Annotated in this window: 15 protein-coding genes; 9 read left to right on the top strand and 6 right to left on the bottom strand. The window is 42.4% G+C overall.

Annotated features, from left to right (window positions below; all coding sequences use genetic code 11):
- Positions 1 to 211: 211 nt before the first annotated feature.
- The 3 genes from CEW93_RS00320 to CEW93_RS00330 form a co-directional block, all read right to left on the bottom strand.
- Positions 212 to 1,102, bottom strand: coding sequence for a hypothetical protein (locus CEW93_RS00320; RefSeq protein WP_089541150.1), 891 nt, complete (start codon positions 1,100 to 1,102; stop codon positions 212 to 214).
- 85 nt (positions 1,103 to 1,187) lie between these two features.
- The gene (locus CEW93_RS00325) at positions 1,188 to 1,853 is read right to left on the bottom strand and encodes a phosphoesterase (RefSeq protein ID WP_089541151.1); all 666 of its coding nucleotides are present in this window, start codon (positions 1,851 to 1,853) and stop codon (positions 1,188 to 1,190) included.
- A gap of 23 nt (positions 1,854 to 1,876) precedes the next feature.
- Entirely contained in the window at positions 1,877 to 3,646 is a 1,770-nt protein-coding gene (locus CEW93_RS00330) for an RNA ligase (protein WP_255503858.1), read from the bottom strand.
- Positions 3,647 to 3,843: 197 nt separating this feature from the next.
- Here CEW93_RS00330 and rtcR point away from each other — a divergent pair, with 197 nt between their 5' ends.
- Positions 3,844 to 5,436: an RNA repair transcriptional activator RtcR gene (rtcR, locus tag CEW93_RS00335; protein WP_089541101.1), complete on the top strand. Its 1,593-nt coding sequence runs from the start codon at positions 3,844 to 3,846 to the stop codon at positions 5,434 to 5,436.
- Between the two features lie 3 nt (positions 5,437 to 5,439).
- Here the strand turns inward: rtcR and CEW93_RS00340 are convergent, their stop codons facing one another.
- Positions 5,440 to 6,066 carry a DedA family protein gene (locus CEW93_RS00340; protein ID WP_089541100.1) on the bottom strand — a complete coding sequence of 209 codons (627 nt, stop codon included), beginning with the start codon at positions 6,064 to 6,066 and terminating at the stop codon, positions 5,440 to 5,442.
- Between the two features lie 113 nt (positions 6,067 to 6,179).
- Between CEW93_RS00340 and ribE the strand changes: the two genes are divergently transcribed.
- From ribE to CEW93_RS00365, 5 genes are all read left to right on the top strand, one after another.
- Entirely contained in the window at positions 6,180 to 6,674 is a 495-nt protein-coding gene (gene ribE / locus CEW93_RS00345) for a 6,7-dimethyl-8-ribityllumazine synthase (RefSeq protein WP_089541099.1), read from the top strand.
- A gap of 138 nt (positions 6,675 to 6,812) precedes the next feature.
- A complete protein-coding gene (nusB, locus tag CEW93_RS00350) occupies positions 6,813 to 7,373 on the top strand; it encodes a transcription antitermination factor NusB (RefSeq protein WP_089541098.1) in 561 nt (186 codons plus the stop codon).
- A gap of 130 nt (positions 7,374 to 7,503) precedes the next feature.
- On the top strand, positions 7,504 to 8,442 hold the full coding sequence (thiL, locus tag CEW93_RS00355; protein ID WP_089541097.1) for a thiamine-phosphate kinase: 939 nt from the start codon (positions 7,504 to 7,506) through the stop codon (positions 8,440 to 8,442).
- Between the two features lie 78 nt (positions 8,443 to 8,520).
- Complete coding sequence (locus CEW93_RS00360) at positions 8,521 to 9,258, top strand: hypothetical protein (protein WP_089541096.1); 738 nt, start codon at positions 8,521 to 8,523, stop codon at positions 9,256 to 9,258.
- Between the two features lie 5 nt (positions 9,259 to 9,263).
- On the top strand, positions 9,264 to 9,839 hold the full coding sequence (locus tag CEW93_RS00365) for a phosphatidylglycerophosphatase A (RefSeq protein WP_089541095.1): 576 nt from the start codon (positions 9,264 to 9,266) through the stop codon (positions 9,837 to 9,839).
- On the opposite strand, the gene CEW93_RS00370 is transcribed toward CEW93_RS00365, so the two are convergent.
- Positions 9,832 to 10,155: a multidrug efflux SMR transporter gene (locus tag CEW93_RS00370; protein ID WP_089541094.1), complete on the bottom strand. Its 324-nt coding sequence runs from the start codon at positions 10,153 to 10,155 to the stop codon at positions 9,832 to 9,834. The genes CEW93_RS00365 and CEW93_RS00370 overlap by 8 nt on opposite strands.
- A 155-nt stretch (positions 10,156 to 10,310) precedes the next feature.
- Here CEW93_RS00370 and glmU point away from each other — a divergent pair, with 155 nt between their 5' ends.
- Positions 10,311 to 11,663 (top strand): bifunctional UDP-N-acetylglucosamine diphosphorylase/glucosamine-1-phosphate N-acetyltransferase GlmU, encoded by a 1,353-nt coding sequence (gene glmU / locus CEW93_RS00375; RefSeq protein WP_089541093.1) that lies wholly within the window; start codon positions 10,311 to 10,313, stop codon positions 11,661 to 11,663.
- Positions 11,664 to 11,689: 26 nt separating this feature from the next.
- Here glmU and CEW93_RS00380 read toward each other — a convergent pair whose 3' ends face one another.
- A complete protein-coding gene (locus tag CEW93_RS00380) occupies positions 11,690 to 12,130 on the bottom strand; it encodes a chorismate lyase (RefSeq protein WP_089541092.1) in 441 nt (146 codons plus the stop codon).
- Positions 12,131 to 12,541: 411 nt separating this feature from the next.
- Here CEW93_RS00380 and CEW93_RS00385 point away from each other — a divergent pair, with 411 nt between their 5' ends.
- Together CEW93_RS00385 and CEW93_RS00390 are read left to right on the top strand one after the other, a co-directional pair.
- On the top strand, positions 12,542 to 14,143 hold the full coding sequence (locus tag CEW93_RS00385; protein WP_089541102.1) for an isocitrate lyase: 1,602 nt from the start codon (positions 12,542 to 12,544) through the stop codon (positions 14,141 to 14,143).
- Positions 14,144 to 14,243: 100 nt separating this feature from the next.
- Positions 14,244 to 16,406 (top strand): malate synthase G, encoded by a 2,163-nt coding sequence (locus CEW93_RS00390; protein WP_089541091.1) that lies wholly within the window; start codon positions 14,244 to 14,246, stop codon positions 16,404 to 16,406.
- Positions 16,407 to 16,486 lie beyond the last annotated feature (80 nt).

Raw genomic sequence — 16,486 nt, forward strand, 5'->3', positions numbered from 1 at the left:
AAGTCAAAAATCATGTCTTAATCGCACCAATTTTTTTAAAATTGGTAAAAATTAAGTATAAAAATAGGGCGAATAACAAGAGCAAGCGAATGTTCAATTCGGTTATGCATGTGTGCGATACACTATCTAATTAACGCTTTGTGCTACTTTGGGTTGGGTCATCAGATGATTATAGGTCAATCATCTTATGCCCATAATGATTTTAACAAATTTATTCACCACTTGGCAATGTGTGCGTGGCTAATAATTCTTGAATGATTTCTTTAAATTCATTTGGCACAATGATTTTAAAATTGGCGATGTCATTTTTGATGGATACCAAATGCTCAGTTTGGGCTTTTACTTTTTCATTTAAAAGAGCATTTCGCTCATTTTGTAGGCGGTTAAATTCATCTTCATAACGCACTTTGGCTTGGTTTTCAAATTCACGAAACTTCGCCTTGTATAGATTAACAGTATTTTCATGTTCTCTATGCTCAGCCAGCAAATAGCTTTGTAAAGATTGTAATTCATCTAATTCATATAGTGGCGTGTGATGGATTTTAAATACCTGCTCACCCACCTGTTTAAAGCTGATTTTTTCTTTTTTGGTTAGACTGGTGCGAATTTTATCAAAATTATGAATAAATTTACCAATGTGTGAAGCACGAGCTTCGGCAGTTTTATAGCTAATGACATCAGACAAAGGTAATGTTAATAAAAAATCATCAATACTAACGTCTTTTATTTGTGCCAAATATTCCATATCAATATTTGGTAAAATCAAGTCTTGCTCATATCTGATTTGGCTGATTTTATCATTGATGATGGCAAGTCTTTTATCTTTTTCTTTAATGGCGGTGCGAAAAAATGCAGAAATGGCATATAATTTACCAATTTTTTCTAATTTGACATCAATATCATGCACTTTTTTAAAATTATCAAGAGCTTCACCATCTAAGCTGGATGTGTGAGTTTCAAGACTGGCTATTTCGTCTTGAATGGGTTTTAATGTCTCTTTGATGCGTTCGCAAATATAATTTGCTTGTGATGATGTCAAACCTGACACATTAAAATAAGGATTTTTGGTTAAAAGTTTGGTTGTTAATTCTTGATAAATCATTACTATTCCTTAGGTAAAATTTTAAATAATGGCATTATCATAGCATTATTTCATCAATTTTTAAATACTTTGATAAACCATTTAATTAAATTAAATGGTTTATTTTTAAAAGTTGATTATTAATGATGACAGCATTGGTATTAATGTCTGCATATAATTGAGTCTCATCACCATTATCAAAATGAGAGACATTAGGCAAATTTTTTAAAAAGCCATTAATGTCATCCATCGTCAAAAACCGCCCATGCAAATCAAAGCCCACATTTAAAATACGCCCTTGAACCTGTGCCACTCGGTCATGGATATGCCCATGCAGATGATAATAGCCTTTGTGGCGGCCGTCCCATTCATGAATGGGATAATGAAATAAAATCAATGTTTGTTTATGCTCAGGCAGTTTTAATTTTAAATAATCTTGTACCGATGATAATATGGGATTGCCATCGTTTTTAAGTTTATTTAAGAACTTTTCTTTATGTGTGGCGATTAAACTATCATGATTGCCCAGTATTAAATGATGCTGCCCATTTAATTGGCTCAATAGTTTTTCTATGTGTTTAAGATTATGACTAAATGACACATCACCCAAATTATAGACAATATCATCAGGGCTGATAGTATTATTCCAAAGCTGAATAAGATATTTATCATGTTCATCAATATCATCGGTCTTTGGGCGAAATGTCGGACAAAATTTGATGATGTTTTTATGACTAAAATGCAAATCCGAGGTAAAAAATAGCTTGCTCATATTTGATGGTGCCTTAAATCAATTTATAAGGTGCTTAAAAACACTTGAATAAACTGGATTTTATCAAGCTCTGACAGTTGATTAAATGTATCTTGATTGGCTTTGATATGCTCAATCAAAGGATAATATTCTTCATCAACATGACGTTTATCCAGTTTTTTGGTAATATTTTTATCATTGCTACGCCCCAAAAATTTAGAAATCAAATAAAAGGGAGATTTTAATTTAAATAATAACTCTTTGCTTTGGCTGTCAAAAACCATAAAGCCTTCGTGTTTGACTTCTTTTAATCGCTGTTTTAAATCACCAAAAGGGATATTTTTGATTTGCTGTGGGCGTTTTAATAAAATGCCACTTTGTTCATAAAAATTTTTGGCAATGTCATCCAATCTGTCTTCATCAAACTGTCTGCCTGTCGCCACATCAATCACGCCAATCAAAGTTTCGCCAAAGTCTTCTTTGATGATATGAACGTCTTTTTCGTCAGTAATCTCAAACAAAAAGGTATGATTGGGATATGCTTTAAAAAGAGCTTCATATTTTTGACAATGAGCTTTATTCATTTTGGCAAAATCGCTGTCTAATGACCCTGTGGTGGAATATAACACCTGATGATTAAAACTGGCATGATAACTGGGGTGGGTTTTATCTAATGCCACATAAGTACACACGCCCAAAAAACCATTGACTTTGACCACCGCATCAACACGCTGTGTATCATCAATGCTAATGGGGTATTTGCTGTTTTTGGCGATACGCTCACTATAATTAAAGGTTTTTTTAAAGGGGCGTACGATGATATGATGATGTTCATCAATGATTGTACCACGCATCTCTATGAGAGCGTCATCAAAACGGTTATCAAAAAATACCTGTCTTTTATATTTTAAAACAGACAACTGTGGATATAAGTTTGAGCGTTTGCTGGTAAAATTGCGTTTGCCATAGTTTAAATAATCGTCAGTAATATGACTTTGACGATTTTTATCAAAGGCGATGGTTTGATTGTCAAACTGAGTTAATTTATCAATCTCTGATTTGATGTCATCACTCATCGGTTTTATGGGTGTGATATGAATTTCATCACGCAAGCGATTATTATTTAATTTGATATAAGCGGATAAGACGTCATGTAATTTAACATGATGCGTATTATCAAAAAAATTATGTAGCCGATAAATCTCGGTGGTCAGCCCATGTTTGCGAGCCGAGCGTAATAGATGAATGCAGTTTGATGATTTTTGGTTGGTATTTGAGTTAATCACCAGCATCGCCAAATTGCGGTTTTGACGGCATTTATCAAAGGCGTGTTTCATCATGGTTTGACCTGTGCGTACCGCTTTGTCAATACGCTCAGGCGTCCAATGGTATCGACCTTGTTCGTCATACAGCAATTTGTCATTTTCAATATGCACAATCTCGCCATCAGGATGGGCCTGTTTAAACTCATCAATTTTGGTTTGGGCAAAGGTGGATTTGCCTGAGCCTTGATGACCACGAATCAAGATAAATTTTTGCATGATGGTTTCCTTATTGTCATTTGGTGGACATGACGGGATTCGAACCCGCAGCAATGAGATGACTGCCGTTTTTAGTCGTACAGCCAAGAAATTTTGTTGGAAAACGTGCGCCAGTGGTTGACCATTTACCATAGCCAGCACCTGCAATCCGCAACCGTGCCAAAACACCTGCTCGCCCATCTCATCTGGTATTACCCAGCCCGCCCAAGAACCAACGTTTTTGGCGGTGGCGTCCCTTTGTATGCCAACATGCCCATGATGGTGATAATTCAATTGTTGTGCCAAGTTTCAAAATGGCAGATAATTTTTATATAACTAATTGATTTTAAAAGTATAATTAAATCATTGTGGTGTGGGTGTGATAAATGGCGTTGGCAGAAATGATAGAAAATTTTCTATGATTATCATAAAAAATAGAAAATATGCTATGATGGTATCATATTTTGGGGATGGATTGATTGGGTAAACAGATGAAAAAAACAGTCATGATTGGTTTTTTGGGCACAGTGCTGGACGATGGATTTAGCCAAAAACGCCACAAAAAATGGCGACCTAATGTCAATGTGCATCATGTGCTAGACATTGACCGTGTGGAGCTATTTATCGCTCCGCAGTATGAGCGACTTGCCTTGCAGGTGGCAGATGACATTTATAGTATTCGCCCTGACATGCACATCAATTTTGTCAATATGCCCCTTGATAATCCTTGGGATTTTGGCGAAGTTTATGAAAAGTTGGCAAGCTGGGCGGATAGCTATGAGTTTGATATTGAAAAAGAAAACTATCTGACGCACATCACCACAGGCACGCACGTGGCACAGATTTGTTTGTTTTTGCTGGTAGAGAGTCGGCAAATCCCTAGCGTGCTACTACAAACTGCACCCCCCAAAGGCGATGATGCTTTGTGCAAAACTGAGCTGATTGACCTTGATTTGGCACGCTATGATGTGCTTGCCAGTCGCCTAGATACGGTCAAAAACGACGCGATGAAGTTTTTAAAGACAGGCATTGAGACCAAAAACGCTGCCTTTAACCGCTTGATTGGACAAATTGAGCAGGTGGCGATGGGCTCAAATTCTCCCATGCTTATCATGGGGGCAACAGGGGCGGGCAAATCTCGGCTTGCCAAACGCATTTATGAACTCAAAAAAGCTCGGCATTTGGTCAGTGGGCGGTTTGTGGACGTGAATTGTGCCACGCTTCGTGGTGATATGGCGTATTCGGCATTATTTGGTCATAAAAAAGGGGCGTTTACTGGGGCGATGACTGCCCGAGATGGTTATCTTTTGACCGCTCATAAGGGCGTGCTGTTTTTGGATGAAATTGGGGAGTTGGGAGCCGATGAACAAGCCATGCTTTTGACCGCCCTAGAAGATAAATCTTTTTATCCGATGGGTTCAGATACACCTGTACATAGTGATTTTTGGCTGATTGCAGGCACCAACAAAGACTTAAAAGCGTGTGTCAAGGCAGGGACGTTTCGTGAAGATTTGTACGCTCGCATCAATATATGGCAGTATGTGCTACCTGCCCTTGCTCATAGGCGAGAAGACATCGCTCCCAACATTAACTACCAGCTTGCGGTGGCAAACCAAGAGCTTGGTCGCACGGTGCGATTTGATAAAGCGGCGTATGAGCGGTATTTGGTGTTTGCCATGAGCGAGCAGGCGGTGTGGACGGGCAATTTTCGGGATTTGTCCGCCAGTTTATTAAGGCTTGCCACGCTTGCCACAGGTGGGCGGATTGATGAAGGCTTGGTAGATGATGAAATCAGGAGACTGCTAGATTTGTGGGTAGATGATGAGCCTTTGTGTCATCAACAAGCGGTTTTGTTAAGTCATCAGTTGCAGCAAAAAATAGAGCATTTGCACATTGATGAATTTGACAAAATGCAGCTGATAAATGTCATCAAGTTTTGTCAAGCACATGACAGTCTGGCAAGTGCAGGGCGAGCGTTGTTTGATGTCTCACGAAAGGGCAAGACCACCAGTAATGATAGTGATAGGCTAAGAAAATATTTGGGGAAATTTGGAATCACTTGGCAGGACATTTGTCGTTTGTAAAAGTCATTTATCCTGTGTGAAAAAATGCTTTTTTATTCTAAAAAATATCACCACACCCAAAACCATCACGGTCGTTAATACCACCATTTTGCTGATGGGAGCAATAAACGTGGCAACTTGTTCATAATTTGCTCCAAGCACATAGCCGGCATAAGCCAGTAGCGTTGTCCAAATCGCTGAGCCGATGGCGGTCAATACCAAAAATGGCAATAATGGCATACGATTCATGCCCGCAGGAATGGAAATCAGCGAGCGAATGGCAGGTATCATCCGCCCAAAAAAGATGACTGCTTTGCCGTATTTATTAAACCACGTTTGTGTGTTGGTGATGTCATTTGTGTCAATCAGTAAGTATTTGCCGTATTTTTTGGTGAGCTGATACAAACGCTGTTCATCAAACATTGTCCCCAGATAATACAATGGCAATGCCCCAAGCACCGAGCCTAAGGTGCCAGCAATAATCACAGCGATGATGTTCATTTTGCCCAGTGCTGCTGCAAAACCAGCCGCAGGCATAATCAGCTCACTAGGAATGGGTGGAAAGACATTTTCCAAAAACATCATCAGTGCCACACCTACCAACCCAAGCTCTTGCATCATGACAAGTATCCATTCGCTGAGTTTGTCCATACTATCCCCCAAACTATATATCGGTCGGCTATGATAGCAGAAAAAACGCTTTTTTGGCAGGGTGGATTTTGTTATAATAATAGATTATTTTTGTAAAAATTAAGTGAGACACCATGACCACATTTACTGACCAAAAAAACGCCGTTACCCACATTGAAGGGGCGCTATATGACAACCAAAATTTGCGTATTGGCATTGCGGTAGGTCGCTTTAATGGCTTTTTGGTAGAAAGTTTGGTGGAAGGGGCGTTGGATGCACTGCTTCGTCATGGCGTGCAAGGGGCTAATATCACCGTGGTGCGTGTGCCGGGAGCGTTTGAGCTGCCTTTGACTGCCAAACGTATGGCAAAAAGTGGCAATTATGATGCCATTGTGGTGCTTGGTGCGATTATCCGTGGGGCGACACCGCATTTTGATATTGTGGCAAGTGAGTCTGCCAAGGGGCTAAGCCATGTGGCACTACATTTGGACATTCCTGTGATTAATGGTATTTTGACCACCGAAAACATTGAGCAAACCATTGAGCGTGCTGGCACTAAGGCAGGCAACAAAGGCTATGAAGCTGCCATGACTGCCATTGAGATGGTCAGCACCTTAAAAGCAATTTAATGGCTGATGAAACAATTATGGCAGACAGTGCTGTCTGTTTGATTATTTAACAATCTATATCAACGAGTATCGCTGGCAAAAAAGCAGTCAAGTTACTGTTTTGCCATTTGATAGGTTAATCTATTTTCAAGGTCAATCATGAATACCCCAAACCCTGACAACGCTCCCAACACGTTTGATATCAGTCAAACTGGTTACAAAACCACCCATACAGCCGTGCGTAAAGCTCGCCGTTTTGCCCTGCAAGGGCTTTATGAGTGGTTGATGACGGATTTTCGTTTTGACTCTGAAAACAAAGATTTAAAAGGTGGCAACGAGCCACATACCATCACCGCTCGCACCCGAGCTGACAACGCCATGCATACGGTGCATTTGGGTTATTATCATGAGCTGATGCGTAACATTCCAGAGCAGGCAGGCGAGCTGATTGTGGAGATTTCAACGCTTTTGGACCGTAATTTTAATCGTTTGGATGTGATTGAGCGGGCGGTGCTATTGATTGGGACGTATGAACTAAAACACAGCCTGCACATTCCCTATAAAGTGGTGATTGATGAAGCCATACAGCTCAACACCCACTTTGGGGCGACAGATGCACATAAGTTTATCAATGCTATTTTGGATAAATATGCCAAAAAAGTGCGTGAATTGGAATACAACGCCAACAAAGCCAAAAAAACAAAAAACAGCGAACAATAAACAAGATAAGGCGGAAAAATTTTCGCCTTTTCTATTCAAGGTAAAACACCATGTCAAATCACCGCAGGCGTTTTAATGACATTAAGGTGTTGTTAATCAAAATCTTAATTGTGTCAGTTATGGATAAATCATGTCCGAATTTTCCCTAATTTATCAGCATTTTCAACACGCCACCAAAAAACACACCAACACCACACTTGGTATTGGTGATGACTGTGCTGTCAGCGGTGTGCCAGCAGATAGCGAGCTGGTGAGCTGTGTGGATACGCTGGTGATGGGACGACATTTTCCTATTGGCACAAGTGCTTATGCCATTGGATTTAAAGCGGTGGCGGTCAATTTATCCGACCTTGCCAGTATGGGAGCGACCCCTTATGCCATTTTATTAGGCATCTCTTTACCCAGTGAGCTGGCAAATGATGATTTTTTGGCAGAGCTTGTGCGTGGTGTGGGTGATGTTTGTGAGCAGTTTGGCGTGGAGCTGATTGGTGGGGATACCACAGGCTCATCGGTTTTGACCCTGTCAGTTACAGCACTTGGGTTTGTGCCAAAAGGGCAAGCCATCAAACGAGCGGGGGCAAACATTGATGATGTGGTGTGTGTCAGTGGTGATATTGGCTTGGCAAGTGTTGCTTTGCAAGCGGTATTGCAAGGCAAAAACACGCCCCTACAATCCGCCTTAGATTTACCGCAGCCACAAGTGGCGTTAGGGCAGGCACTACGTGGCTTTGCCAGTAGCATGATAGACATCTCGGACGGTTTGGGGCAGGATTTGGGGCATATTTTGACGGCAAGCCAAGTGGGTGCGGTGATTGAGCTGGACAAAATCCCCACCCATGATGAGCTTAATCAACTGTCCTTTGAGCAAAAATATCAACACATCATCAATGGTGGTGATGATTATCAATTATTATTTACCATTTCACCTGATAATCTGACCCATTTTCAAAACAAGCACCCAAATTTGCCCATTTACCCGATTGGGCGAATTGTTGCAGGTGATACCCTAACTTTGTGCTATCAAGATGAACAGGTGATGATGAATATCCAAGGCTGGCAACATTTTTGATGGGTTACCCAAGTCTCATTGATAAATATCTTGATTTATGATACGTTGATGACATCATTAGCAAAAGGAGTGAGTATTATGCGTCAATTCATATTCAGCACTTTGTCAGTTGCTTTATTGGCAGGTCAAAGTGTGTGGGCGGATGATAATATTGATGCGTTGGCAGGCGATGAGACAGTACTCAAACAGTTTGTGCCACAAGGATTTAATTTGGATGGACATTATTGTGATTCAGATTTTAATACTGATGGCAAAAAAGACTGTTGGATAATGATTAAAGACACAAAGCCGTCTGGGTGGGAAGAAGACGAAAAAAATCCTGAACAAATGGTGGATAGAAACCGCCGTGGTTTGATTATTTTGCTAAAAACCAACACAGGCTATCAAAAGATATTGGAAAACCGTGCGTTGTTTGCTTCTGATAATGAATATGGTGGTGTCTATTATGCCCCAGAATTATCCATAGAAAATAAGAAAAGCAAACTTATTTTTCGTTATAGTCATGGGCGTTATGGGTATTGGTATTATACCTTTGATTATCGCACAGTCAATGGTAAAAAGGATTTTTATTTGATTGGCTATGACAGTTCATACAATCGTGGTCCTTATGTAGAAAGCACGGTTAGTATCAATTTTTTAACCCATAAAATCAGATACCAAAAAAACCAAGAGACCGACTGGAATAGTGATACACCCCGATTTAAGACCATTTGGCGAGACTTTGCCAAACAGCCGTTGATTAAGCTGTCGGATATTGACGATATTGAAAATATTGACCTTCAAAATGCTGATAAAGCCTTGATAGGCATTGACTAAACCATATGCAACACAAACCTGACATCAAAAAAAGCAATCCTTGTCCACCTTGCCCATCATCTGCCAGTATCTTTGAAAAATGTGTGTATTGGCTGGGGGTTGGGTTGGGTTCGGGGCTACCCAAAAAAGCCCCCGGCACTTGGGGGACGGTGGGTGGTCTTATGGTGGCATTACCCATGCTGCTGCTTGGTTTTTGGGGGTTTTTGATAATCACGGTGATTGGTTGTCTGGTAGGCAGCTATATTTGTGGCAAAACCAGTGAGCTGATGGGCGTGCATGATGACCCACACATTGTGTTTGATGAATGGGTGGGTATGTGGATTGCTCTGCTACCAAGCGTGTGGTTGATGTTTGGTTTTGTACCTGATGACAAGGCAGGTTTGGCATATTTGCACCCAAGTTTGGCTCTTTTGTTTGTCATTCCCTTTGTGTTGTTTCGTTTTTTTGATATTATCAAGCCCTTTCCAATCAAATGGGTGGACAGTAATGTCTCTGGTGGTTTTGGGATATTGATTGATGATGTGTTGGCAGGGATAATGTCGGCGGCGGTGTTTGTTGTTATGATGGCTGTGTTTAATTAGGACTGCTAAGTTTCATCACTACCACCCCAGAGATAATCAAAAACGCCCCCAACCAGCGACCAATGGTGGCAGGGTCGTTAAAAAACACCACGCCCACCAAAAACGCCCCTGCCGCCCCAATGCCTGTCCACACCGCATAAGCTGTGCCCATGGGAATGGTTTTTTGAGCCAAAAACAGACAAAAACCACTGGCACTCATAAAAATAATCGCCATGACAATGCCATGCCAGCGATAGCCGTCTTGTTGAGCAAGTTTTAGCCCAAGCGGCCAACCGATTTCTAACAGACCTGCGATGATTAAATATACCCAGCTCATGTTGATTCTCTTTAAATTTGGATGATGATTTGTGTTTGACTGTGTCAAATTGTTATGGGTAATATGGGGATTAAAGTTTTTTTGCCAACTTTATGATACAATCAAAACATATTGATTTAAAAAAATAGTTATTCTAAGCACACTAAGGAATTTTTATGCTCAACATCATCATTTTGGCAGGTGGTAAAGGCACTCGCATGAAATCAGTCAAGCCCAAAGTACTACAAACTTTGGCGGGTAAGCCTTTGCTACGTCATGTTTTGGACACTTGTAAAACGCTGGGTGCAGATAACACCATTTTGATTTACGGCTACAATGGTCAAATGGTCAAAGATGAAATCACAGACACCGATTTGATTTGGGCACAGCAAGCTGAGCAGCTTGGCACGGGACACGCCGTACAGATGGCATTGCCCCATTTGCCCAAAGATGGCAAAAGCCTGATTTTATACGGTGATGTGCCACTGACCCAAGCGAGCACCCTGCAAAAGCTCATTGATGCAAGCACCAATGGGATTAGTATGCTGACCATGCGTGTGGACAATCCTTTTGGACTGGGGCGGATTATTCGTACTGATGGCAAAGTCATCGCCATTGTCGAAGAAAAAGATGCCACCGATGCTCAAAAAGCCATCAATGAGATTAACAGTGGCATTTATTGTGTGGAAAATGCCTTGTTACACAAATACTTGCCTGCCTTGACCAATGACAACGCCCAAGGTGAGTATTATCTGACTGATATCATCAAAATGGCAGTAGCAGATGGCGTGGATATCGCCACCACTTTACCAGAGCTTGGCTTTGAGATTGAAGGGGTCAATGACCGCATTCAGCTTGCCAATTTGGAGCGGACATATCAAGCCCATTTGATTAACCAATTACAATTAAATGGCGTGCAGTTTGCCGACCCAAGCCGTGTGGACATTCGTGGCACGCTACGCTGTGGACAAGATGTATTTATTGATGTCAACACCATCTTTGTGGGTGATGTGGTGCTAGGTAGTGGCGTGCAGATTGACAGCGGTAATGTCATCACAGATTGCACCATTGGCGATAACAGCCACATTAAACCAAACTGTGTATTAAGCGAAAGTACGATTGGTAAAGATGTCGCCATTGGACCTTTTGCTCACATTCGCCCAAAATCAGTGATTGGCGATGAGGTCAAAATCGGCAATTTTGTAGAAACCAAAAAATCCACCCTAGCCACAGGGGCAAAAGTGAGCCATCTTAGCTATATTGGTGATGCGGTCGTGGGCAGAGCGGTCAATGTGGGGGCGGGTGTGATTACTTGTAATTATGATGGGGTCAATAAATTTACCACCACCATTGGTGATAATGCGTTTGTTGGGTCAAATTGTAGCTTGGTTGCTCCTGTAACCATTGGGGCAAATGCCACCATTGGGGCAGGCTCGGTGATTACCAAAGATACGCCTGATGACAAGCTGACTTTGGCAAGAAGTAAGCAAACCACGATTGATGGTTGGCAACGACCTGTCAAAAAATGATGGCATAAATACAGATGGCAGATTTGTTACATTGCCAAAAAAATCTCTTGCACTAAAATCTGCCGTCTGTGCCAGTCATACACTGTATTTCGCCCCCAATATTCATCAAAAAATATCGTGCGTTTGTGGGGCAGTTGGCGATTTTTTTTAAACATCACATAACCAATCGGCGTATTTTTAAGATGGCGTAGGCGTTTGGCGTTACCTGACAGGCTGTCAATCGGAAAGATGCTTTTGGCACGCACCCAAGCCTTTGTTTCATTACCAAATAACAACACTTCACGCACCCATGCAAGAGCAGGGCGGTGTAAGGGGAGATTTAACAATTTTTTATGATAAAAATCAATGGGCTGATGACCTTCATAAATGATTTGAACACGCAAAGGCTGTCCTGCTTTTTGTTCTAGTAGGGCGGTGAGCGAGCCTTTGGCGGTCAAAAAAGGCACTAATGTGTCAGGTGGGGTCATGGGTTGGGTGAGCTAAATAAATTTGTTAATTTTACCACATCTTTACGAGCATAGGAATTTTGGCGATTTATGGCATATTTAACGACATAAAATGTTACACTTTAAAAAAATATTCAGTGATTTTTATGGGTGTTTATCAAATCATCATCAAGCAAATTTATCTGGGTATTTTTAAAAAATATGTATTAATTTCAATAAGATGTTATATGATAACGGACAATTATCATCAATTTTGATAATGAAATGGGCAATACCATTTATTAAAAAAATAGTCAGGATTTAAATAGGATATTGGATAAATCTCAAACTTTTGGTATGCTAGGGAGCATGAAAACAACGAGCGAAACGCCAAGCAGTTTTCATAGGCAGTTGTTAATTGGTCGCAAGACCGCCATGAACTTTAAGGAAATCATCATGACTTATCAATCAGCGTTAGAACACGTTCGCAATGTGAAAGAAAAACTCGGTGGTACTTGGGACGCCATTCGTCCAGAAGATGCCGCTCGTATGATTGTGCAAAACCGTTTTAAAACAGGTCTTGACATTGCCAAATACACCGCTTCTATCATGCGTAAAGACATGGCTGAGTATGATGCCGACCACAGCAAATACACCCAATCTCTTGGTTGCTGGCATGGTTTTATCGCCCAACAAAAAATGATTGCCAACAAAAAATACTTTGGCACAACTGACAAACGCTACATCTACCTATCAGGTTGGATGGTCGCTGCCCTACGCTCTGAGTTTGGTCCACTACCTGACCAGTCTATGCACGAAAAAACTTCGGTGCCAAAACTCATCGAAGAGATTTACACCTTCCTTCGTCAAGCTGATGCCAAAGAGCTTAATGATTTGTTCCGTGCCTTACAAAAAGCAGAAAGCGAAGGCGATGCTGCAAAAGTTAAAGAAATCGAAGCTCAAATTGACAACTTCCAAACCCACGTTGTGCCAATCATCGCTGACATTGACGCAGGTTTTGGTAATGAAGAAGCCACTTACCTATTGACCAAACAAATGATTGAAGCGGGTGCTTGTGCCATTCAGATTGAAAACCAAGTTTCTGACGCTAAGCAATGCGGACACCAAGCAGGTAAAGTAACCGTTCCACACGAAGACTTCCTAGCCAAAATCAACGCAGTACGTTATGCGTTCTTGGAGCTTGGCGTGGACGAAGGCGTTATCGTGGCTCGTACTGACTCAGAAGGTGCTGACCTAACTCAAAAAATCCCTGTAAGCCGTGAGCCAGGTGATTTGGCAAGCAAATACATCAGCTACCTAGACACCACTGAAATTGACATCAGTGAAGCCAAAGAAGATGAAATCTTAATCAAGCGTGATGGCAAACTACACCGCCCAACTCGCTTGCCATCAGGCTTGTATCAGTTCCGTGAAGGCACTCAGCATGACCGCGTGGTACTTGACTGCGTAACTAGCCTACAAAACGGTGCCGACATGATTTGGATTGAGACCCCAACCCCAGACGTGGCAGCCATTGCAAGTTTTGTTAATGACATCAAAAAACAAGTACCAGATGCCAAACTTGTGTACAACAACTCACCATCATTTAACTGGACCATCAACTTCCGTCAGCAAGCCTATGACCGTTGGGTTGCCGAAGGTAAAGACGTGTCAGGCTATGAGCGTGATAAACTGATGGATGCCAAATATGATGGTTCTGAGCTTGCCAATGACGCTGACGAAAAAATCCGTACTTTCCAAGCAGACGCAGCTCGTGAAGCGGGTGTGTTCCACCATCTAATCACACTGCCCACTTACCACACTGCCGCACTTTCTACCCACGAACTTGCCAAAGGCTACTTTGGTGATGAAGGCATGCTTGCTTATGTGGCTGGCGTACAGCGTAAAGAAATCCGTGGTGGCATTGCTTGCGTCAAGCACCAAGCGATGGCAGGTTCTGACATCGGTGATGACCACAAAGAGATTTTCTCTGGCGAAAATGCCCTAAAAGCAGGCGACGCCAGCAAGAACACCATGAACCAATTTGGCGGTTAATGCCTGATTGAACGGTTGATTGGAAAATCCCAAACGGTGTTTTGTGAGCAAAGCAAAGCACCGTTTTTGTTTAATTGTGATTGTATTTAAGGATAAAACTATGGCAACTGTGCGTATCAACAAAGGGTCTTTGGCGATTGATAAGATTTTGTTTGATTTTATTGAAAATGAAGCCTTGCCCCTAGCCAAGATTGACAGCGATACTTATTGGAAAAATTTTGAGCAAGTGGTGTTGGACTTGACCCCAAAAAACAAAGCCTTACTTGCTCGCCGTGATGAATTGCAAGCCAAAATTGATGATTGGCATAAAAACAACGCTTATGAACTTCAAAGCTACAAGGCGTTTTTGACTGACATTGGGTATCTTGAACCTGTGGTGGATGATTTTACCATCACCACACAAAACGTGGACGATGAGATTGCCACCATCGCAGGGGCTCAGCTTGTCGTGCCTGTGCGTAACGCTCGCTACTGCCTAAACGCCGCCAACGCTCGCTGGGGCAGTCTGTATGACGCTTTGTATGGCTTTGATGTGATTGGCGAAGCAGACGGAGCCGAAAAAGGCAAGGGCTACAACCCTGTGCGTGGAGCCAAGGTAATTGAGTTTGCCAAAAACTTCCTTGATGAAACTTTCCCTCTAGAAACTGGCTCTCATGCTGACGTTACTTCCTATGCCATCAAAGACGGTAAATTGGTGGCAAAAGTGGGCGATGGCGAGACCACTTTAAAAGACAACAAATTGGTTGGTTTAAATGGCTCTGCCGATAATCTAACAGAGATTATCCTAAAAAACAATGGCTTGCACGTTATTATCCAGATTGACCGTGAGCATTTGATTGGCAAATCCGATAAAGCTGGTGTAAAAGACATCGTGCTAGAAGCTGCCGTTACCACCATTCAAGACTTAGAAGACTCAGTGGCTGCCGTGGACGCCGAAGAAAAAGTAGAAGGCTATCGCAACTGGCTTGGGCTGATGAAAGGTGATTTGTCTGAAACCTTAGAAAAAAATGGCAAAACCATCACTCGCACCCTAAACGCTGACCGTACTTTTACCGATTTAGACGGCAACACCCAAGCCCTGCATGGTCGCTCGGTCATGCTTTTGCGTAATGTGGGGCATTTGATGACCAACCCTGCCATTTTGGTAAACGGCGAAGAGATTTTTGAAGGCATCATGGACGCACTCATCACGCCCATGCTGACGGCTGTGGACATTCGTGGCGAAAACAGCCTGCGTAACTCTCGCACAGGCTCTATGTACATCGTTAAGCCAAAAATGCACGGCTCAGAAGAAGTGGCGTTTGCTGTGGAGCTGTTTGAGCGTGCCGAACAAGCTCTAGGGCTGCCTGATAAATGCCTAAAAGTGGGCATCATGGACGAAGAACGCCGCACCAGTGCTAACCTAAAAAATTGCATTGCCAAAGCCAAAGACCGCACCATCTTTATCAACACAGGCTTTATGGACAGAACAGGTGATGAGATTCACACCGCCATGCATTCAGGGGCGTTTGTCAAAAAAGGCGACATCAAAGCACAAACATGGTTTAATGCTTATGAAGCTCGCAACGTGGCACTTGGTCTGCAAGCTGGTTTGCGTGGCAAAGCTCAAATCGGCAAAGGCATGTGGCCAAAACCTGATGAGCTGGCGGATATGTATCGCACCAAGATTGAACACCCACAAGCAGGAGCAAGCTGTGCTTGGGTGCCTAGTCCAAGTGGGGCAACCATTCACGCCATGCACTATCACAAATGCAACGTCATGAATCGTCAAGAAGAGCTACTAAACATCGCACCGCCCACGCTTGATGAGCTATTGACTTTGCCACTGGCAAGCGATACCAATTGGAGCGAAGAAGAAAAAGTGCGTGAGCTTGAAAACAACTGCCAAGGCATCCTAGGCTATGTGGTGCGTTGGGTGGATTTGGGTGTGGGCTGCTCCAAAGTGCCTGACATCAATAACGTGGGGCTGATGGAAGACCGTGCCACTTTGCGTATTTCTAGTCAGCACGTCGCCAACTGGTTGGCTCATGGCATTGTAACCGAAGAACAGGTATGGGAAGTGCTCAAACGCATGGCAAAAGTGGTGGACGAGCAAAATGCGTCTGACCCTGATTATCGCCCAATGGCAGCGGATTTTGACAACAATATCGCTTTTCATGCTGCCGCCGACCTGATTTTTAAAGGGGCAACCCAGCCATCAGGCTACACCGAGCCACTACTGCATAAGGCTCGCTTAAAACTCAAAGGCTATCAAGGGGACTAATACGCCCCAAATCGCCAAACCCCAAAACCTTGATGGTTTTGGGGTTTCTTATTTTCAGATGAGTGGTGTCAGATTGGCTT

It is taken from the genome of Moraxella sp. VT-16-12, assembly GCF_002224245.2.
Classification (GTDB): Bacteria; Pseudomonadota; Gammaproteobacteria; order Pseudomonadales; family Moraxellaceae; genus Moraxella.

Excerpts from the sequence above, each read along its gene's own strand:
- CEW93_RS00320 (WP_089541150.1), bottom strand. The coding sequence starts at position 1,102 with ATGATTTATCAAGAATTAACAACCAAACTTTTAACCAAAAATCCTTAT.
- CEW93_RS00325 (WP_089541151.1), bottom strand. The coding sequence starts at position 1,853 with ATGAGCAAGCTATTTTTTACCTCGGATTTGCATTTTAGTCATAAAAAC.
- rtcR (WP_089541101.1), top strand. The coding sequence starts at position 3,844 with ATGAAAAAAACAGTCATGATTGGTTTTTTGGGCACAGTGCTGGACGAT.
- CEW93_RS00340 (WP_089541100.1), bottom strand. The coding sequence starts at position 6,066 with ATGGACAAACTCAGCGAATGGATACTTGTCATGATGCAAGAGCTTGGG.
- ribE (WP_089541099.1), top strand. The coding sequence starts at position 6,180 with ATGACCACATTTACTGACCAAAAAAACGCCGTTACCCACATTGAAGGG.
- nusB (WP_089541098.1), top strand. The coding sequence starts at position 6,813 with ATGAATACCCCAAACCCTGACAACGCTCCCAACACGTTTGATATCAGT.
- thiL (WP_089541097.1), top strand. The coding sequence starts at position 7,504 with ATGTCCGAATTTTCCCTAATTTATCAGCATTTTCAACACGCCACCAAA.
- CEW93_RS00360 (WP_089541096.1), top strand. The coding sequence starts at position 8,521 with ATGCGTCAATTCATATTCAGCACTTTGTCAGTTGCTTTATTGGCAGGT.
- CEW93_RS00365 (WP_089541095.1), top strand. The coding sequence starts at position 9,264 with ATGCAACACAAACCTGACATCAAAAAAAGCAATCCTTGTCCACCTTGC.
- CEW93_RS00370 (WP_089541094.1), bottom strand. The coding sequence starts at position 10,155 with ATGAGCTGGGTATATTTAATCATCGCAGGTCTGTTAGAAATCGGTTGG.
- glmU (WP_089541093.1), top strand. The coding sequence starts at position 10,311 with ATGCTCAACATCATCATTTTGGCAGGTGGTAAAGGCACTCGCATGAAA.
- CEW93_RS00380 (WP_089541092.1), bottom strand. The coding sequence starts at position 12,130 with ATGACCCCACCTGACACATTAGTGCCTTTTTTGACCGCCAAAGGCTCG.
- CEW93_RS00390 (WP_089541091.1), top strand. The coding sequence starts at position 14,244 with ATGGCAACTGTGCGTATCAACAAAGGGTCTTTGGCGATTGATAAGATT.